Annotated in this window: 20 protein-coding genes; 12 read left to right on the top strand and 8 right to left on the bottom strand. The window is 63.7% G+C overall.

Annotated features, from left to right (window positions below):
• Positions 1 to 155 precede the first annotated feature (155 nt).
• The 5 genes from AC0L3P_RS03900 to pncA form a co-directional block, all read right to left on the bottom strand.
• Positions 156 to 1,421: a DUF1236 domain-containing protein gene (locus tag AC0L3P_RS03900; protein WP_473301018.1), complete on the bottom strand. Its 1,266-nt coding sequence runs from the start codon at positions 1,419 to 1,421 to the stop codon at positions 156 to 158.
• A 110-nt stretch (positions 1,422 to 1,531) separates the two neighbouring features.
• Positions 1,532 to 1,918: a GrlR family regulatory protein gene (locus AC0L3P_RS03895; RefSeq protein ID WP_473301017.1), complete on the bottom strand. Its 387-nt coding sequence runs from the start codon at positions 1,916 to 1,918 to the stop codon at positions 1,532 to 1,534.
• A 14-nt stretch (positions 1,919 to 1,932) separates the two neighbouring features.
• Positions 1,933 to 3,966: an NAD(+) synthase gene (locus tag AC0L3P_RS03890; protein WP_473301016.1), complete on the bottom strand. Its 2,034-nt coding sequence runs from the start codon at positions 3,964 to 3,966 to the stop codon at positions 1,933 to 1,935.
• Between the two features lie 151 nt (positions 3,967 to 4,117).
• A complete protein-coding gene (locus AC0L3P_RS03885; RefSeq protein WP_473301015.1) occupies positions 4,118 to 5,233 on the bottom strand; it encodes an alpha/beta fold hydrolase in 1,116 nt (371 codons plus the stop codon).
• A gap of 16 nt (positions 5,234 to 5,249) precedes the next feature.
• Positions 5,250 to 5,888: a bifunctional nicotinamidase/pyrazinamidase gene (gene pncA / locus AC0L3P_RS03880; RefSeq protein ID WP_354210011.1), complete on the bottom strand. Its 639-nt coding sequence runs from the start codon at positions 5,886 to 5,888 to the stop codon at positions 5,250 to 5,252.
• 254 nt (positions 5,889 to 6,142) lie between these two features.
• Between pncA and glk the strand changes: the two genes are divergently transcribed.
• The 3 genes from glk to AC0L3P_RS03865 all read left to right on the top strand — a co-directional run bounded on the left by glk (position 6,143) and on the right by AC0L3P_RS03865 (position 7,760).
• Positions 6,143 to 7,114 carry a glucokinase gene (gene glk, locus AC0L3P_RS03875; protein WP_473301026.1) on the top strand — a complete coding sequence of 324 codons (972 nt, stop codon included), beginning with the start codon at positions 6,143 to 6,145 and terminating at the stop codon, positions 7,112 to 7,114.
• Positions 7,115 to 7,258: 144 nt separating this feature from the next.
• Complete coding sequence (locus tag AC0L3P_RS03870; protein WP_018457896.1) at positions 7,259 to 7,462, top strand: hypothetical protein; 204 nt, start codon at positions 7,259 to 7,261, stop codon at positions 7,460 to 7,462.
• 142 nt (positions 7,463 to 7,604) lie between these two features.
• Positions 7,605 to 7,760, top strand: a complete 156-nt coding sequence (locus AC0L3P_RS03865; RefSeq protein WP_007590942.1) for a hypothetical protein — start codon at positions 7,605 to 7,607, stop codon at positions 7,758 to 7,760.
• Between the two features lie 61 nt (positions 7,761 to 7,821).
• Here AC0L3P_RS03865 and AC0L3P_RS03860 read toward each other — a convergent pair whose 3' ends face one another.
• Complete coding sequence (locus AC0L3P_RS03860; RefSeq protein WP_473301014.1) at positions 7,822 to 8,199, bottom strand: response regulator; 378 nt, start codon at positions 8,197 to 8,199, stop codon at positions 7,822 to 7,824.
• 111 nt (positions 8,200 to 8,310) lie between these two features.
• Positions 8,311 to 9,102: a Spy/CpxP family protein refolding chaperone gene (locus AC0L3P_RS03855; protein WP_354210013.1), complete on the bottom strand. Its 792-nt coding sequence runs from the start codon at positions 9,100 to 9,102 to the stop codon at positions 8,311 to 8,313.
• A gap of 482 nt (positions 9,103 to 9,584) precedes the next feature.
• On the opposite strand from AC0L3P_RS03855, the gene AC0L3P_RS03850 reads away from it, so the two are divergent.
• The 6 genes from AC0L3P_RS03850 (at position 9,585) to AC0L3P_RS03825 (ending at position 15,722) form a co-directional block, all read left to right on the top strand.
• Complete coding sequence (locus AC0L3P_RS03850; protein ID WP_473301013.1) at positions 9,585 to 10,925, top strand: ABC transporter substrate-binding protein; 1,341 nt, start codon at positions 9,585 to 9,587, stop codon at positions 10,923 to 10,925.
• 134 nt (positions 10,926 to 11,059) lie between these two features.
• A complete protein-coding gene (locus AC0L3P_RS03845) occupies positions 11,060 to 11,998 on the top strand; it encodes a carbohydrate ABC transporter permease (RefSeq protein ID WP_275171099.1) in 939 nt (312 codons plus the stop codon).
• Entirely contained in the window at positions 11,998 to 12,909 is a 912-nt protein-coding gene (locus AC0L3P_RS03840) for a carbohydrate ABC transporter permease (protein WP_027517994.1), read from the top strand. The genes AC0L3P_RS03845 and AC0L3P_RS03840 overlap by 1 nt, the downstream gene beginning before the upstream one ends.
• Before the next feature lie 6 nt (positions 12,910 to 12,915).
• A complete protein-coding gene (locus AC0L3P_RS03835) occupies positions 12,916 to 14,016 on the top strand; it encodes an ABC transporter ATP-binding protein (protein WP_473301012.1) in 1,101 nt (366 codons plus the stop codon).
• Between the two features lie 33 nt (positions 14,017 to 14,049).
• Positions 14,050 to 15,039 carry a hydroxyacid dehydrogenase gene (locus AC0L3P_RS03830; protein WP_275171101.1) on the top strand — a complete coding sequence of 330 codons (990 nt, stop codon included), beginning with the start codon at positions 14,050 to 14,052 and terminating at the stop codon, positions 15,037 to 15,039.
• A gap of 167 nt (positions 15,040 to 15,206) precedes the next feature.
• Positions 15,207 to 15,722, top strand: a complete 516-nt coding sequence (locus AC0L3P_RS03825; RefSeq protein WP_473301011.1) for a hypothetical protein — start codon at positions 15,207 to 15,209, stop codon at positions 15,720 to 15,722.
• Positions 15,723 to 15,755: 33 nt separating this feature from the next.
• On the opposite strand, the gene AC0L3P_RS03820 is transcribed toward AC0L3P_RS03825, so the two are convergent.
• Positions 15,756 to 16,250 carry a DUF1993 domain-containing protein gene (locus AC0L3P_RS03820; RefSeq protein WP_473301025.1) on the bottom strand — a complete coding sequence of 165 codons (495 nt, stop codon included), beginning with the start codon at positions 16,248 to 16,250 and terminating at the stop codon, positions 15,756 to 15,758.
• A 138-nt stretch (positions 16,251 to 16,388) separates the two neighbouring features.
• Between AC0L3P_RS03820 and AC0L3P_RS03815 the strand changes: the two genes are divergently transcribed.
• From AC0L3P_RS03815 to AC0L3P_RS03805, 3 genes are all read left to right on the top strand, one after another.
• Entirely contained in the window at positions 16,389 to 17,171 is a 783-nt protein-coding gene (locus tag AC0L3P_RS03815) for a transporter substrate-binding domain-containing protein (protein ID WP_473301010.1), read from the top strand.
• A 173-nt stretch (positions 17,172 to 17,344) separates the two neighbouring features.
• On the top strand, positions 17,345 to 18,241 hold the full coding sequence (locus AC0L3P_RS03810) for a DUF2147 domain-containing protein (protein ID WP_275171104.1): 897 nt from the start codon (positions 17,345 to 17,347) through the stop codon (positions 18,239 to 18,241).
• Between the two features lie 176 nt (positions 18,242 to 18,417).
• On the top strand, positions 18,418 to 18,768 hold the full coding sequence (locus AC0L3P_RS03805; RefSeq protein WP_275171105.1) for a hypothetical protein: 351 nt from the start codon (positions 18,418 to 18,420) through the stop codon (positions 18,766 to 18,768).
• Positions 18,769 to 18,788 lie beyond the last annotated feature (20 nt).

Genomic DNA, 18,788 nt, shown 5'->3' with positions numbered 1-18,788 from the left:
GGGGGACCACATGGGGCGGGGGGATCAAAGGCTGGGGCAAGGTTACGAGGTCCGGACTCCTAGGCACTCCGGACCTCGGGACTTTCAAGATTGAACGTGATTCGCGCCGCCGGCTTGATCAGCCGTGCGGCGCGAAGTCGTTTTGTGGGCGTTTCTTAACGCGTCTGCGGCTCGATCGTCACCGTGCAGTCGCCCTGCCCTTGCGTCGCCACCACGATGTTACCCGCGGGAGCACCGAGGGCGATCGGCGCGGACGAGCCGCCGCCGGGCATCTGGACAGTCACGCTCAGGGAATCGGTTCGCGCGGTCGAGCCTACGGTCGAGGGTTCTGCCTGGGCCACATTGCCCGACGCGTCACGCCGCATGATCTGGCAGTTCACATTACTGCCCCCGGCGGCCGCCATGCTTGATGAGGTGCCCCCGCTCATTTGGGCGCGGGCTCGCGACGGATCGCGAGGCACCTGGCTGACGATGCGATGGGTCCGCGGCTCCACAATGACGACGTCGTCGCCCGTCGCGAAATATTCGTAGTCTCGATACTCGGGCTCGATCGCGACGATCTCGGGCGGAAGCCTGTGAAGGCGCACGCGCGAGGGAATGGTCTCGCCGACCCGGATCGAGATGTTCAGATTACGCTCCGGCTCCGCCAGGCGTGCGCGGCTCACCGTTTCGGAGATCCGCACCTGCTTCTCGGACGTCACCTGGGTCTGCTGATTGACCTGCGTGTTGGTCTGAGTCGTCTGATTGGCTTGATTGGTCTGCGTGCCCGAGGTGGCAGGCGCGGTCTGCGCATTGTTGGTCGGGGCCGTCCGGTTCGTGTCGGTCGCGGTGGCCGGTCGGTTGTTCTGCTGCGCCGGCGGCTGCTGCTCGGCCGCATTGCGCGGCGGCTGGGTCTGGTTGCGCTCGTTCTGGTTGGCCGCCGTGCCCGGGCGCTCGTTCTGCTGGCCAGTCGAGCCGGACTTGGACTTCTCGGACTCCGCCGTTGATTTCTGCGGCGCGGACTTATCCTGCTTCGTCTCGGCGCTGCTCTTGCTGTCGCGTCCCGGCTTGGTGTTCTCGGCGTCGCGGTTGCGATCGCGCGAAGGCTCCCGGGATTCCTGGGCCTGATCTTTCGACTTCGGCTGGTTGCGCTCGGCAGAACTGGCCGGCTGGCGCTTGTCGTCACTCGCGTCCTGCCTGGCAGCGCCGCCCTTCTCCTCCCGGCCGGCGCCCTGCGATCTCTCCTGGGCGCCCTGCGCGCGCTCCTGAACACGCTCTTGAACGTGCTCTTGGGCGCCGCCGCGCTGCGGCGCAGCGCCTTTCGCTGGCTCCTCGGTCCGCCTCGGCTCGTCCCTTCGCTCACCGGGCGCCTGGGCGTAGGCGATGCCGGAAGCAAGCATCAGTCCGATAGCTGCGGTCGATAACATCAAGTGCTTGCGCATGGTCCCTCTCCTCGGAAATTCGCAACAACAGACGCGAACGTTCTATGGGTGCGAAGGTTCCTGACCAGGAACGAGGGCCGATCACGCGGGTCTCACATTTCAGGCGGGTCTCACATCGGGTCCTTCAGCGTTAGCCGCGCCGTGAATGTCACGCTGGTCTTGCCAACCAGCGCCATGCCTTCGACTTCGGCGCCGTCGGCGGAATAGTCGCCTGAAAAGCCGCAGGTCACTTCCCTGCCACCGAACGCGAGCGGCTTGCCAACGGCCTCGGTGTGCTGATTGACGGTCATATCGCCGCGCCATTTCCCGTTCCGGAACGTGTAGCTGCCGGTGTAATAGAAATAGCTGTCGCCGCCCATGATACGGCCATCGCAGAGCACGACGACGCCTTTGGCCTGGCCGCGCTTGCCGTCGCGCATCTCAATCTCAAAGATGTAAAGGCCGTTGAGGACCTTCTTTGGGTTGCCGCCCTGCCCGGGCCCATCGCCGGCCGACATCGCTCACCTCCCGATCAGTTCGGCACATTCCGTTCGAGATCTTCAAGCCACGCCGCCGCGCTCGAATCCGACGGCGCACGCCAGTCGCCCCGCGGCGACAATGAGCCGCCGGCCGAAACCTTGGGTCCGTTCGGCATCGCCGAGCGCTTGAACTGGCTGAAAGCGAAGAAGCGGCGCAAGAACACCTCCAGCCAGCGGCGGATCTCCTTGAGATCATAGGCCTTGCGCCTATCGGTCGGGAACGCCGGCGGCCATTCGCCCTGGGCAACGTCCTTCCAGGCCTGCAGCGCCATGAACGCGATCTTCGACGGCCGCACGCCGAACCGCAGCGTGTAGAACAGGTTGAAATCCTGAAGCTCGTAGGGACCGACGGAGGCTTCCGTGCTCTGCGGCTTCTCGCCGGGCTCGACCGGAACCAGTTCGGGCGAGATTTCAGCAACCAGGATCGAGCCAAGCGTCCGATTGACGTCGTCGCTGAACTGCTTGGAGGCAATCACCCAGCGGATCACATGCTGGATCAGCGTCTTCGGCACCCCCGCGTTGACGTTATAGTGCGCCATCTGATCGCCGACGCCGTAGGTGCACCAGCCCAGCGCGAGCTCGGAGAGATCGCCGGTCCCGATGACGATGCCACCATGATGGTTGGCTAGCCGGAAAAGGTAGTCCGTGCGCAGGCCCGCCTGCACGTTCTCGAATGTGACGTCGTAGACCTTCTCGCCCTTGCCGAAGGGATGACCGATGTCCTTGAGCATCTGCGTCGCCGTGGTGCGAATGTCGAGCTCCTGCCAACTCGTCTTCAACGCCGTCATCAGCGCCAGCGCATTGGTCTTGCTCTCGCTGCCGGTGGCAAAGCCGGGCATGGTGTAGGCGAGAATGTTCTCGCGCGGCAGGCCAAGAAGATCGACGGCCTTGGCGGCGACGATCAGGGCATGGGTGGAATCGAGGCCGCCCGAGACGCCGATGACGACTCGCTTGGTGCCGGTGGCGCGCATGCGCTGGACGAGGCCGGCGACTTGAATGTTGTAGGCCTCATAGCAGTCCTGCTCGAGCAGGCTCTCGTCGCTTGGCACGAACGGAAAGCGCTCGACCTTGCGCAGGAAGCCGATATCGGCGGCCGGCGGCTTCAGGGCGAAGCCGACTTTCCGGAAGAAACCCTCGCGCTGCCGGCGATTGTCGTCGAACGTTCCCATCAGCGCGCGTTCCTGCCTGAGCAGGTCCAGATCGACATCAGCCAGCGTGATCTGGCCGCCCTGCCGGAACCGCTCGCCCTCGGCCAGCAGCACGCCGTTTTCGTAGATCGAGGTCTGGCCGTCCCAGGCAAGATCGGTGGTCGATTCCCCTGCCCCCGCCGCGGAATAGACGTAGGCTGCGAGACAGCGCGCCGAAGTCGATTGGCACAAGAGCGCGCGCGAGCGGGCGCGACCGATCGTGATCGGGCTGCCCGAGAGATTGATCAGCACGCTGGCGCCCGCGAGCGCGAGCTCGGAGGCTGGCGTCACCGGGATCCACATATCCTCGCAGATCTCGACGCCGATGGTCAGGCCCGGAACGTCCTCGGCCGCAAACAGGAGGTCGACGCCGAACGGGGCATGCAGCCCGGCAAAGGCGACCATCTCTCCGACGATGCCGGCGCCGGAGGCGAAATGCCGTCCCTCGTAGAATTCGCGATACGTCGGCAGGTAGCTCTTGGGTACGACGCCGAGGACTTTGCCGCGATGGATGACGACCGCGCAATTGTAGATCCGATTGCCGAAGCGCAGCGGCGCGCCGACGATCAAAACGGTCATCAGGGACGAGGATGCCTCGACGATGGCCACGAGCCCGCGCTCGACTGCATCGAGCAGCGGGTCCTGCTTCACGAGATCTTCGATCGCATAGCCGGACAGGCACAGCTCGGGAAACACGGCAACCGCCACCGACTGCGCGTGGCAGTCCTTCGCCGCCGCCAGAACCGCAGCCGCGTTTGCGGTGGGGTCAGCCACATAAGAGGTGGTGACGCAGGCCGCCACGCGCGCAAATCCGTGGGCATAGATCGAGTGGAAACTCATCGAGCACAGTCCCTTTGTCTCGTCGCGGCCGGCCTCCGCCAGCTCTGGACTCCATTTAACCCATCGACATGGCCCCGTGCAGGCCATTCAACGGCATGCATAACGGATTTGCAGCTTCGCTGCCCGGCGCCGCGACCCTTTGGGGGCAGTGTCAGGCTCTGCGCGCCAGCGCGCCGGGCAAGTCGTCGTGCAGCCACTCGGCGATCCGGAGCCAGGCATGGGCGTGGGTCCGCGCGCCCATGAACAGGCCAAGATGGTTGGTGGGCTCGGAGGTCGCCGCAATGAAGGCCGGTGGGGTGCCGAGCAAGCCGGCGGTGGCGAGCGCCTGCGAAGCCGGCACGACGTCGTCATCGAGCCCGGCCAAAAGAAAGACCGGCGCCTTGACGTCCTTCAGATCAATCACGCGGCCGAGTGCCGTGAACTGGCCGCGCGCGATCCGGTTCTCCCGGAAAATCCAATTGACGATCTCGAGATAATAGGTGCCGGGCAGATTGAGAGGCTCGGCGTTCCAGCGCTCGAACCGTGCCAGCAGCGCCGCACCCTCCTCGCCGGAGAGGTCGCTCTGCAGCGCCGTCGCGATATCGTCGCGGCTCGGCGCCTTCGACCAAACACGCAGCATCTCCTCGCCGCTGACATTGCCGCCGCCGCGCGCGACGAGCTGGTCGTAGACCATCTCCGGCGCGTTGCGGGCGAGCTGCGACAGCCTGGAGTCGATCGAGAGGTCGACGGGCGCGCCTGCCAGCACCAGCCGCCGCACCTTGGCGGGAAAGCGCGCCGCGTAGAGCAGCGACAGCCAGCCACCCTGGCACAGGCCGACGAGATCGACCGGCGCGCCGATCTCGTCGATGGCGACGTTGAGATCGCCAAGATAGCTGTCAATCGAGAGATAGCGCATGTCGGGTGCGGCCGAGCGCCAGTCGGTAAGATAGACCCGGTCGATGCCGCCATTTTGCAGGGATTGCACCACGCTGTGGCCGGGGGCGAAGTCGGCGATCAGGGCCCGGTGCAGCGCATAGGGCGCGCAGACCAGCGCCGGCTGGCCGGACCCCATCCGCGTGCAATCGCGCAGGCGCATGGTCGCAAGCTCCAGCGCGACGGAGTTGGGCGTGGTCCACGGCAGGCTGCTATCGGTCGGCTCCGGCGAGCCGCGCTCGAGCCATCCGAAGCAGGCGTCCATGGCAAGCCGAGCCGCTGCGAACGGCCACAGCAGCGGGTCATCCGGGACCGGCCCCGGTGCGCGCTGCTGTTTTCCGGTCTTCTCCGCCATGGCTATTTTACGGTCCTCACAGGAAGGCCTCGAAGCTGACGAGCGAAATACCGCGCTCCCGAAAACTCTGATGGGTCGCGGCCACCGAGCCGTCGAGATCGATGCCGCGGCAGGCGTCCTCGATGACCGCGACCTCGAACCCCGCCTTGCGCGCATCCTCCGCCGAGAAGCGGACGCAGAAGTCGAACGCGAGGCCCGCCACGAAGACGGTGTTCAACTCGCGTTCGCGCAAATATCCGAGCAGGCCGGTCGGCGTCTTCCTGTCGTTCTCGAACAGCGCCGAATAGGAATCGATGCCGCGCCGAAACCCCTTCCGCACCACCAGACTTGCGCGAGCGGCGTCGAGATCGCGGTGAAATTCAGCGCCCGCCGTGCCCTGGACGCAATGGCTCGGCCAGAGCACCTGGACGCCGTAGTCAAGCACGATGGTCTGGAACGGCTGTTTGCCCGCATGGTTCGGCGCAAAGGAGACATGATCGCGGGGATGCCAGTCCTGGGTCAGCACCACATTGGCGAATTTTTGGGCGATCCGATTGATGGCGGGGACGACTTTCTCGCCGCCGGGCACCGCGAGCGCCCCGCCCGTGCAAAAATCGTTCTGCACGTCGATGACCAGCAACACGTCCCGGTCGGAAATCTTCATCGCAAGGTCCATTAAAGGCCATCCCGCGCGACCGGCGCCGAACGCACGTCTCCAGTGTCGATCTTCCCGCGCTCCTTCGCAACCACCCGCAGGTGCGGCCATCTGCGCAAATGCCCCCGTCGGTCCCGGGATGCAACGGTTTGGGCTCATGCGTGTTGACTAGATCCACCCGGGGACGGATTCTGATAAGCCGTTCGCAACTTGCGATCGGATAGAGCGGAGGAAGCGGTTCCCGCAGCCAAAAGGGCTGCGGCAGCCATATGGACATGACCATCGGCAAGACAGGACAGATTCTTCTCGCCGATATCGGCGGCACCAATGCGCGCTTCGCGCTCAGTCAGGGCAACCAGACCGGACCGATCGACTACGTCAAAGTGGCAGACTTTCCGACCGTCCGGGAAGCCATTGCCGATGTTCTCGCGCGTCACTCCGACGGCAAACCGCCCCCAAGGGCCGTGCTGGCCGTCGCGGGCCCGGTGACCAACAACCGCTGCGTCATGACCAACAGCCCGTGGGTCATCGACGGCAATGAGCTCCAGCCGGCCCTGGGCTTCGACAGCGTCCATGTTCTCAACGATTTCGAAGTGGTGGCCTGGTCCCTCCCCGCCCTGCAGCCCGCCGACCTGATCCCGCTCGGCGGACAAGATGGCCTTCCCGGAGAGCCGTTGCTGGTGGTTGGCCCTGGAACCGGCTTTGGCGTTTCCTGCCTGGTCGAGCGCCACGGCTCACGTCTGGCCGTCGTCACCGAGGCCGGCCACGCCACCTTGCCGGCGGAGGACGAGCGCGAGGAACGCGTGATCGCGTGCATGCGCCGACGGCTCGGCCACGTCTCCATCGAGCGTGGCGCGTTGTCCGGTTCCGGCCTGCAAAGCCTCTACGAGGCGCTGGCCGAGGTGGAAGGCGCTCAGGTGCCGCATCGCGATGCCGCCGCCATTACGAAGGCGGCGTTGGAGGGCAGTTGCGAGCTCTGCCGCGCGACGCTGGAGATGTTTTGCGCCATCCTCGGCTCGGTCGCGGGCAATCTCGCGGTGACCTTCGGTGCCCGCGGCGGCGTCTATATCGCCGGCGGAATCGTGCCGCGCTTTCCCGAGTTCCTTGCAGCCTCCGCATTCCGGGCGCGTTTCGAAGCCAAAGGACGCTTCCAGGATTATCTGCGCAACATCCCGACCAGGCTGGTCACGAAACCTGATGCGAGTTTCCTCGGCCTGACGATGTTCGCGGAGCACAACCAGCCTTAACGGCGCGCGTCTCCGTTCGCGCGAGTTCGAGTAATTCACAGCTGATTAACGAGCACGCGCGCCCGAAGCGGGATCGTGCTTGCGCGCACGTCTCGGATGAGAAACAATCCTGGCTTGTGTGTGGCGTAGTTGCGGGGGCGTGACATGCGTAAGCAGGATTTGGGTTTCGACTATCACCGCTATCACCGCCTGCTGCTCGAGGCGGACGACGAGGGCAAGCGGCTGGCTTTGATCGAGCTCTTGATCGAGGAAAAGGCGCGTGACCGGCTCGCCGCCCAGCGCGCTTCGGACCGCGCCGCAATGACAGCCCATACCATCGCTACGGTATTGAAGAACGGGCGCCACTGAACGAGTGATCGCGCTCCAGTGCCCGAAAATGCGGGATCGATTGCGATTTCGTTAACGATCCATCGAAAGCTCGCGTCAAACTTTTTGCTGTAGGAGTTCTCTTACCTGATCCAATTCAGGGGCAACAAAGGGGGGAATGAACATGAGCATGATTTCGATCGCCGCGATGCCGGCTACCATCGAAACGCGTTTGGCCGATTCTTCGTTCAAGACCATCTTGCTGTTTTGCTGCACGGGCCTGGTCGCCTCGTTCGGCCTGATGGCGCGCGGCATCGATCTTGGCGCCGGCCTGATGTGAGACCGCGACGAATTCCGTCGCGAAATGGCCGCCCCTGACGGGCGGCCATTTTTGTTTGGTCTCAGTGCGGCCTCTTCGCTGCCGCTTCCGGAAACATCGAATCGATCATCGCCTTGAGCTGATCGATTGAAATCGGCTTGCGCAGGATCGGCCGGCGCCGGAGCAAGGACGGCAGCAATTCCGGACCGTAGCCCGTGGCAAACAGAAACGGCTTGCGGCGACGCTCGATCAGGTCGGCGACCGGATCGACGTAGACGCCCTTGAGATTAATGTCGAGGATCGCAAGATCGTACTGCGCGGTCATGGCGAAAGCACTGGCGTCCCGGACATTGTCCGCTTCCGCGGCGACGTGGTGGCCGAGTTCCTCCACCATGTCCGCCATCATCATCCGGATCAACGTCTCGTCTTCGACCAGGAAAACGGAGAGTCCGTCCGCCATATCAACCCCGCAATCAGCTTCCGAAGCTAATCATAACCGAATCGCGAAGAGGATTCACGAATTCGTGGCGGGGGCCGTTAATTCAAACGCGCCCGATCCGATTCAACTTGATCAATCCAGTCCTCGTTCGTGGCTGAGCCGCACCATCTCCTGTACGAAGACCTGCTTCTGCTTGTCATCGAGGCTCGAATAGAGGGGCTCGGCGGCGTCTGCGACATTGCGCTGGTCGGCAGCGCGGTCGATCAGGAATTGCGCCTCGTTGCGCATCTGCTCGACGATGTCGTCGGGCGGATCCCGCTTGGCGCGCGCAACCCGCAGGTTGAGCCGCTCGGCACCGTTATGCCCGAGGTAGTGCATGGCGCTCGAGAAGCCGTACCAGTGCTTCTCCTGGTCAGGCGTGAGGTTCAGTTCGGCCTTGATCCGCTCGATGTAGGAGTCGCTGTTGGTGACGATCTGGTCGGCGGTCAATTGCGGCGCGCCGGTCTGGGTGAGGACCGTGACATCCTTGTCCTGCGGCGCGTTCTTCGCCTCCTTGCTCGCCTTGGCGCCCTTGCCTGACTTGGCGCTCTTGGCGTCCTTGTCCTTGCCGGCACCCTGCTTGGCGTCCTTGGCAGCGTCCTTGCTCGAGTCCTTGCTCGGATCTTTGGCGGCAGGCGCCTGATTGCCATTATTGCCAACGCCGAGCACGCCGGTGAAGACACCGACCACACCGCCGATCGCGCCGCCGAGCACGCCGCCGACCGGACCAGCCGCCTTGTTCCCCGCCGCCGCTCCTTCCTGAACCCCTTTGACCAGGCCTTGAGCGTTCGCCACCGCGGCTGCGCCGAGCAACATCACGAGAACGGACCCCAGCGCGAACCATCGTCGCAGGTTAAGCCGCGCGGGAGGCGCTGGGTTGATCATTCTGGTCTCCATCTCGATTTGTCGGGCTGTTGGGGGTGAGAACCCCTCGCCAGTTGCAACTCTATCGTTTTCACCGCTTCGAGGTCTAGCCGCCGCAAATGCTATCCACGCCCGAAAAGTGTTTGGCGCGAGGCGCTTATGCAGGCTTATTCGAAACTGCGGCGTATTTGCGCAAGTATCGCCCGGGCGGACGGCGCAAAGTGTGCGTCGCAAAACGGCCGACAGTGGTTCATGGCCCGCGCACGACCATCGAGCGCACTGCCGCGTTCCCGGACACAACGTTAGTTCTAGGCGCAAGCCGTTCGGCTTTCTCGACAGACGCCATCAATCATGATCTGATCGCGCTACCAATTTGCCTTCGAAGCCGACGGCATCAATAAGAAACGTCGAACAAGAAACTTTCAAAAAGAAAATCAAAAGTAGAACTCGGAAGAGTTCAGAGGAAACGCCAGAACAATAAAACACCCAAGCGAGGAAACGAGATGTCACGCAAGACACTGACGCGACGTCAATTTGTGGCTGCCACTGCAATGTCCTCCGCGGCGCTGATCACGGCGCCCTATGTCCGGGGCGCCTACGCCGCCGGCAAGCTCTCGATCGGCTTCTGGGACCACTGGGTGCCGGGCGCCAACAAGGCCTCCACCGATCTCGTCAACGAATGGGCGGCGAAGGAGAAGGTCGAGGTCTCCATCGACTACATCACCAGCAACAACAAGAAGCTCGAACTGACCGTCGCCGCCGAGGCGCAGGCGAAATCCGGTCACGACATTCTCCAGATGCCGACCTGGTGGCCGCACGCCTACGCGGACCAGCTCGAGCCGGTCAGCGACATCATGGAGCCGATCATCAAGCAGAATGGCGAGGTGAACGGCACGACCAAATATCTCGGCCAGGCCGGCGGCAAATGGCTTGCCGTCCCTGCCACCGTCGGCAGCCAGATCAAGGGCCCCTGCTCGCGCATCGACCTGATGAAGAAGCATGCCGGCATCGACGTTCAGGAGATGTATCCGGCCGGTGGCGTGCCCAAGGACGAGAACTGGACGATGGACGCCTTTCTCAAGGCCGCCGAAGCCTGCAACAAGGCCGGCGTCCCGTTTGGGATCGGACTCGGCGAGACCACCGACAGCGTCGATACCGCCGGCGCGATCTTCCAGTCGTTCGGCGCCGAACTCGTCAACGCCAAGGGCGACATCACAGTGAAGACGGACGCCGTGCGTCAGGCTCTCGAATTCTACAAGAAATTGATCGCGGTGCTTCCGGCGGATGCGGCCTCCTGGGATGACGCGTCCAACAACAAATGGCTGATCTCGGGCCGCGGTGCACTGATCCTGAATCCGCCGAGCTCGTGGGCCGTTGCCAAACGCGACGCACCACAAGTCGCCGAGCAATGCTGGACGCACGGCATGCCGGCCGGTCCGAAGGGCCGTTTTGCACCGTTCCTGCCCTATTTCTGGGGCGTCTGGGCCTTCGGCAAGAACAAGGAAGCCGCCAAGAGCCTGCTGACCCATCTGTCGCAACCGTCATCGATCGAAAAGTTCGTCGCGGCGAGCGGCGGCTACGATCTCCCGGCTTTCGCGAACATGACGAAGCTGAAGACGTGGGCCGAGGAAGGGCCGCCGAAGGGCACGCTCTATAGCTATCCCGACCCACATGGCCGCCAGACGATGTCGATCGCGGCCTCGCCGGCGCCGCCGAAGATCGCACAGCAGATCTACTCCCAGGCGACGCTGACCAAACTGGTGCTGCGTTACGCACGGGGCGAGACCATCGAGCAGGCGCTCGCCTGGGCCGAGGGCGAGTGCGAAGGCTTCATGCGGAGCTAACGCCGGGTATGTGCCATGGCGGTTCACGCGTTCGCGCGTGAGCCGCCCGGGATTCACCCTTTCCATCGCCTTCCAAGGGATGCCGACCGATGCGGGCGGCTTCCCTTTCGAACGTCCCGTAAGAAAGTCTGACCATGGCCGATGTCGTCGTTCAGCAAGCTCGCTCCGTCCGTGCCGCGAGCCCGCGCAAACGGGCGAGCCTCAAAAATGCACTCAGGCGGAAGTCGACGATGGCGTTCTTCCTGACGCTGCCGCTGATTCTCCTGATCGCGCTGTTCGTGCTCTATCCTGCCTTCTACTCGATGCATCTCGCCACGCTGAACAAGTCGATGCAGAAGTTCGTCGGCTTGAGCAATTTCACCTTCCTGTTCAAGCGCGACACCTTCTGGATGGTGGTGAGGCAATCCTGCATCTTCGCCCTCACCGCGGTGTTCTTCAAAGCGCTGATGGGCTTCATTGTCGCTCATTTCGTCCACAACCTTCCGGCCAAGGGCCAGCGCAAGTGGCGCGGCATGCTGCTGGTGCCCTGGGTGATCCCGCCGGCGATGAGCACCCTGGCCTGGCTGTGGCTGTTCGATCCCTCCTACAGCGCCTTCAACTACACGCTGTCGTTCTTCGGTGTCGGCCCGATTCCCTGGCTTGGCGACACCTTCTGGGCCCGTTTCTCCGTCATTCTCGTCAACGTCTGGTACGGCGCACCGTTCTTCATGATCATGTATCTGGCCGCGCTTAAATCGGTGCCGGACCAGCTCTACGAGGCTGCCGCCATTGACGGCGCCAATTGGTGGCAGAAGATCTGGCACATCACCCTGCCGATGATGCGCAACATCATCGCCATCACGACGCTGTTCTCGTTGATCGTCACCTTCGCCAATTTCGACATCGTGCGCATCCTGACCTCGGGCGGCCCGTTGGATTCGACGCATCTGTTCGCCACCTGGGCCTTCCAAGTCGGAATCCAGAGCAGCGATATTCCGCTCGGCGCATGCGTCTCGCTGTTCATGGTACCGATCCTCGCAGTCGCGGCGATCTTCATCCTGCGCGATGTCAACAAACGTGGGAACGAAGCCTGATGAGCACGCTTGCAATCGACAAGGGCGGTCCCACGCGCAAGGTCAAGTACCGGAGCATGAGCCGGGATCGGACCTGGGCGCTGCGCTGGTCCTACTTCTTCCTGGTGCTGTTCGCGATTTTTTCGCTCGTCCCGCCGATCTACATGCTGATCACTTCCCTCAAGAGCAGCGCGGAGATTTCGGCGGCGACCAATCCCTGGTGGGTATTTCATCCCACCCTGGCGAACTACGTCGAGCTGTTGACGTCGAACCAGTTTTTGCGCTTCTTCTGGAATTCGGCGGTCGTCTCCATCGTCGTTGTGTGCGTCACCATGCTGATCAGCATTCCTGCGGCCTTCGCGCTGGCAAGGATGAAGTTCTGGGGCTCGACGACGCTCGCGACCGGTGTTTTTCTGACCTACCTGGTTCCGGACAGCCTGTTGTTCATTCCGCTGTTCAAAATGCTCGCAGCGGTCCAGGACATCACCGGCATCACGCTCCTCAACCGATGGTACGTGCTGCTGTTCATCTATCCGACGCTGACCGTGCCGTTCTGCACCTGGATCATGATCGGTTATTTCGCCTCGATCCCGAAGGAGCTGGACGAGGCGGCTCTCATCGACGGCGCCTCATGGCTCCAGACCCTGACGCGGATTTTCATCCCCGTCGCCCTGCCCGGCCTGATCGCGGCGACCATCTTCGCCTTCACTGTCTCATGGGCGCAGTTCCTCTATCCCCTGGTGTTCACGACATCCATCGACCAGCTCGTGCTGCCGGTCGGCATCACCACCACGCTGATCAAGGGCGACGTCTTCAATTGGGGTCAGATCATGACCGGCGCGCTGCTGGGCGCGGCCCCGCCGCTGATCATCTACGCCTTCCTGATGGACTATTACATTGCCGGCCTGACCGCCGGCGCGACAAAGGGTTGATGTCTTATGGCTGAAGTTGCGTTGCGGAAGGTCGTCAAGCGTTACGATGAGGTCGAGGCGGTGCGCGGCATCGATCTCGACATCTCGGACCATGAGTTCATCGTGCTCGTCGGCCCCTCCGGCTGCGGCAAGTCGACGACGTTGCGGATGATCGCGGGACTCGAGGACATCACCGACGGTGACATCATGATCGGCGGGGACGTCGTCAACGACGTGCCGCCGAAGGACCGCGACATTGCGATGGTGTTTCAGAACTACGCGCTCTATCCGCACATGACCGTCGCGGAGAACATGTCGTTCGGGTTGCGGCTCAAGCACTATCCCAAAGCCGAAATCAAGGCGCGGGTGACCGAGGCCGCCCGCCTCCTCGACATCACCGACCTGATCGACCGCAAGCCGAAGCAGCTCTCCGGCGGTCAGCGCCAGCGCGTCGCCATGGGGCGGGCGATCGTGCGCAACCCAAAAGTCTTCCTGTTCGACGAGCCGCTATCCAATCTGGACGCCAAGCTGCGCGTGCAGATGCGGATCGAGATCAAGAAGGTGCACCAGAAGGTGCGTACCACGACGGTCTACGTCACCCACGACCAGGTCGAGGCGATGACGCTGGCGGACCGCGTAGTGGTGATGAACAAGGGGCGGATCGAGCAGATCGGCACCCCGAACGAGCTCTACCACAAGCCGGCGACGCGCTTCGTCGCGGGCTTCATCGGCTCGCCGGCGATGAACTTCATTCCGTGCCGGCTTGAGGACGTCGGCGGCAAGCTCAACATCCGCCTGACGGACCGCATCTCGTTCCCGTTGCCGCCGGCCCGCGCCGCCCGTTACAGCGCGCTGCCCCGAGCCGAAAACCTGTTGCTCGGCATCCGTCCCGAACATCTCACGGAATCGCATGCGCATCTGGAGCCGGGTGTCGAGACCTTCGACACCGTGCTTGATGTCACCGAGCCGATGGGAATGGAGACGCTGGTCTATTTCGGCCTGGAAGGCACGCCAATTTGCGGCCGTGTCGATCCCAATGCGGGCGCCAAGGACGGCGGCCCCATGCGTTTGGCGATGGACCTCAACAATATGCACCTGCTAAGCGAGGCGACCGGCGTCGTATTGTGACGGCCGGTCGGGAAACTCGCGCAGGTAGGAACGATGTCGACCAACAAGAAGAAAATCTTTGTCACGCAAACTTTGTCGCAAGGGGCGCGCGCCCTCCTCACCCAGCGAGATGACATCGAGCTCATCGAGTTTCCGAACCTGATCTCCGCTAGGGATTTCGAGGCCTTGCTGAAGAGCCACGCGCCGGTCCATGGCGTGGCGCTCGGCGCCACCGCTTTCGGCGAGACCGAGCTCGAAGCCTCGAAGGACATGAAGGTGGTGACCCGGATTGGCGTCGGCTACGACGCCGTCGACGTCCCCGCCCTCTCCCGCCGCAAGGTGCCGCTGATGGTCGCCGGCAGTGCGAATTCGCCCTCCGTCGCCGAGCAGGCGCTGTTCATGATGCTGACACTGGCCAAACGCGCGCAGGAGATGCACGCCTGCGTCAAGGACGGCAAATGGGCCGACCGCCTCGGCATGCTGCCGTTCGATCTCTACGGCAAGACCGTCCTCATCATCGGCTTCGGCCGCATCGGCACCCGCACCGCCAAGCGCTGCCTGGCGATGGACATGAATGTGCAGGTCTATGATCCCTACAAGGGAGTCGCAGAGATCAAGGCGGCAGGCTGCGAGCCGGTCGCCGATCTCGATGCCGCGCTGCCACACGCCGATTTCGTCACCATCCACTGCCCGAAGACGCCGGAGACCGTCGGCCTGTTCGACGCGGCGCGGATCGGCCGGATGAAGCCGAAATCCTATCTCATCAACACCGCGCGCGGCGGCATCGTGAAGGAAGCGGCGCTGTATGACGCACTGGTCTCGGGCAAGCTCGCCGGCGCCGGTATCGACGTGTTCGAGGTCGAGCCGCCGCCGGTCAGCAACGCGCTGTTCGCGCTGCCCAACGTCATCATGGCCCCGCATGTCGCCGGCGTCACGGTCGAGGCGGTGAGCCGGATGAGCGAGCAGACCGCGCGAAACATCCTGAGTGTGCTGGACGGCGATCCCATCCGGCAGAACATCATCAATCAGGATGTCCTGGGCTGAGTATTTCCAGGGCGGCCCGGCCGCCCCCCGCCTTCGGAACGCCAGAATGAGTCCCATTTTGGTGCAGATCGAGCCCTCACTCAGCCTTAATCAAACCCGCGTAATAGGTCCGGCCGCGGCGGCAGTGGGACAGACTTGCCGGCCGCGTCGAGCTGGAGGATGGACCCTTGTCAGAGATCGACCCGACCGACCACGCGTTGGCGACCATCGCCAGCATCCTGGAGCACCCTGAACCCGTCCTCGTCGTGCGCGAGACCGAGACCGTGCGCGAGACCGAAACCGTGACCGTGACCGAAATGGTGGTTGCTGGTGAGCACGGGGTCGCCGACGAGCACCCGTTAGTCGACGAGCACCCGATGGTCGATGAGCATCCGGTCGTCGAGGAGCAGCCGCTGGTGCCGGAGCACACTGATGCCGACGGCTACAGCAAGGTCGGGCCCGGGCCGATGGTGGCGATCCGTCTGAAATGGACGGTCCATCGCGGCGATGACGGCCAGTTCTACGTCCACGAGACCATCGGCGAGCAGTCCGTGCCCGTGGTCAGCGGCCCGATGACCGGCGAAGCCGCAGTGCATTTCGTCGACGCGCACGAGGACGAGGCACATCGGCGCTTCGAAGAGCTGCGCAGCGAGATCGCTGGCCGCAGCTCGCTCGCCGAGTACGAGCGCAAGGGCGAAGCCTAGCGCGCTGTCGAACGAAGTGGATGCCGGTTCGGCCTATCGTCGTCCGAGATAATCCTTCACGAGCTCGACGCCTGCGTGCCGCAACAGGTCGTAGGCTGTCGTGACGTGAAAGAAGAACTGCGGGACGCTGAAGGTCAGCAGCAGCATCCGCCCGGTGAAGGCCAACTCGGTCCCGTTCTTCAGCCTGAAGAAGACATTCCGTTCCGCCGCAGCATTGATCTCCTCGCGCGGCAGGCCTTCGATGAACTCGATTGACGTTGCGATGCGGGCCTGGAGTCCGGCCATGTCGTGCTCCAGCATCGGCAGCATCACCGGCTCGCGCTCGGCCAGCAAGGCCGAGGCGACCGTGGCATGGCGGCAGGCCTCGCCGATCTGTTGCGCCAGATCGTACATGTCGGGCGCAATGCGCATGCCGAGCAGGACGGCCGGATTGAACTTCCGGGCTTCGGCATAGGCAACGCCCTTGTCGAGCAGTGCGGACAGATTGCGCAGATACGGCACGAAGACGCCGACCGAGGCGTCATGCATCGAGATCGTCACTTCAGAATTCCCTTCAATTCCGCCTCGCCAGCGACGGGCATCTGGTCTAAATCCAAGGCTCAAGACAGGCATCGAGAGCTGCACAATGACAGCTCGGGCATGGGTGGAAAAGAGATGATCGTTCGAATGACCAGTCGAATTTTGGCGACTTTGGCCGTGGTCCTGCTGGCAAACGTTTCGGCGCACGGACAGCAGGCGACGCCGTCCCGCCTCGACGAGATCGTCAAGCGCGGCACTTTGCGCGTCGGCATGACCGGCGACTACAAGCCCTTCACCTATCTCGACAAGACGACGCAGCAATTCAACGGCTTCGACGTCGACATGGCGGAGGCGCTCGGCAAGGCGCTCGGCGTCAAGGTCGAATTCGTGCCGACGGCATGGCCGAAGCTGATGAAGGATTTCGAGGCCGACCAGTTCGACATCGCCATGGGCGGCGTCTCGGTCACGCTCGACCGGCAGAAGAAGGGTTTCTTCTCCACGCCGATCATGCGCGAGGGCAAGACGCCGATCGCGCGCTGTGCCGACGTCGCCAAATACCAGAGCATCACCGACATCGACAAGAAGGGCACCCGCGTGATCGTCAATCCCGGCGGCACCAACGAGCGCTTCGCGCGTGCCAACATCAAGGAAGCCGACATCACCGTCTTCCCGGACAACACCGTGATCTTCGACGAGATCGCCAAGGGTAATGCCGACCTGATGATGACGGACGCCTCCGAGACGCGCTACCAGCAGAAGCAGCATCAAGGCGTGCTCTGCGCGGTGCACCCCGACAAGCCGTTCGACTTCTCCGAGAAGGCCTATTGGCTCCAGCGCGACATGGCGCTGAAGGCGTTCGTCGACCAATGGCTGCACATTTCCATGCAGGACGGCAGCTACAAGAAGATCTACGCCGCCTGGTTCGATTAGGGACCGCGTCCTCCTGTCGCTTGCCCCGGCCAAACTTTGGACCGGCTGCGGTGTTATTGAACCCGAAATCGCCGGACCACGACTCATACGGTGACAGTGATCTAGATCACTTTTTGCGATCGAACCGGGGCGTAAGCGTCGGTCCGGGGACCACCTGTTTCAGGAGACGCGAAATGAGGAAGCTGTTGGCCACGGCCGCATTCCTTCTGGCGAGCACCGCTGCGCAGGCGCAGTACACCTTCGACTATGGCGGGCGTACCATCCGCATCGATCCCGACCGCGGCACGGTGCAAATCCCCGGCGTCTACGACAACACCGGCCAGGGCAAAGCGAAGAAAACCAAGAACGATGCCAAGGGGGCTCCAAAAGCGGACCCGCAGGCACCGCAACAAGCCAAGGCTGACCCGCAGGTGCCCGCCAATCCGGCGCCGGCCCCGGCACCTGTCACGGCGCCGCCGGCGGCCGAGCAGGCCCCTGTCCAAGCTCCCGTGGCCGTCGCGCCTCCTGCCCCGCCGGCGCCTCCGGCCACCACGGCTAACAATGCTCCGGCCGGAGACGCGCTGGTGCCGCCGCCTCAGCCGGCCCCAATTGCTGCCCCGACGGTGGCCGCAGTACCGCCCGCACCGCCTCCACCACCTGCTCCGACGGTCGCAGCCGCGCCTCCGGCTCCGCCCCCCGTCCCGGCGCCTGCGCCTGCCCCCGTTCAGTCGGCTGCCGTCGCGCCGCCGGCTCCCGCAACCGCGCCCACGCGCGATCTCAATTCACCGCTCGGCGTCTGGCTCACTGAGGAGAAGGAAGGCAAGGTCCGGATCGAGCAATGCGGCAGCAATCTCTGCGGCTACTCGGTCGATTCGAAATCGAACCAGAATGGCGAGCAGGTTCTGATCAACATGAAGCCCGGCAAGGACCAGAACAAGGACCAGAAGTGGTCCGGCCGGATCCTCGATCCCAACTCCGGCTCGACCTACGATTCAACCATCGCGCTGAAGGGCACCGATCGCCTGCGCGTGCAGGGCTGCGCCTTCGGCGGCATGTTCTGCGGCGGCCAGACCTGGACGCGGGTGAACTGACTTCGTGGTGACACTCTGACCGAGACAAAGGGCCCGCAATGCGGGCCCTTCGCTTTCGCCCGCCAAATCGGCGACGTGCGCGACATCACAGAGCCCGTCGCGCGCGTGACAGCCCTCACATCGCCGGCTCCGCGTCGATGTCACGATCCCTGCATGATCAACCCTAGGGGCGTGTCATGAACGGATTTCGTAAGGCTCTCTTCGCCACCATCATCGTCATCGCGTTGCCGGCCGCGCAGGCAAGCGCCAGCACTTTCGACGGCGCATGGAATGTCCGTATTTCGTCGTCGAGCGAGACCTGCGGTAACGGCTCGACCGTCGCGATCGGTATCAACAACGGTCAGATCGCCTCGAGCAGCGCAATGGTGACGGCATCAGGCCGCGTCGCGGACGCGGGCAGCATCAACGTCACCTTGAGCACCGGCATCAAGCGTGCCGTCGGCTTCGGCCGGCTCAGCGGCACCTCCGGCTCCGGCACGTGGCGCGGCAGCATGTGCAAGGGCACGTGGACGGCGGAGCGGATGTAAGTGCTGTTGTCCCGGACGCG

It is taken from the genome of Bradyrhizobium sp. WSM4874 (assembly GCF_055811835.1).
The sequence above is the reverse complement of the archived record's forward strand: the minus strand, read 5'-3'. Positions and strand labels throughout refer to the sequence as shown.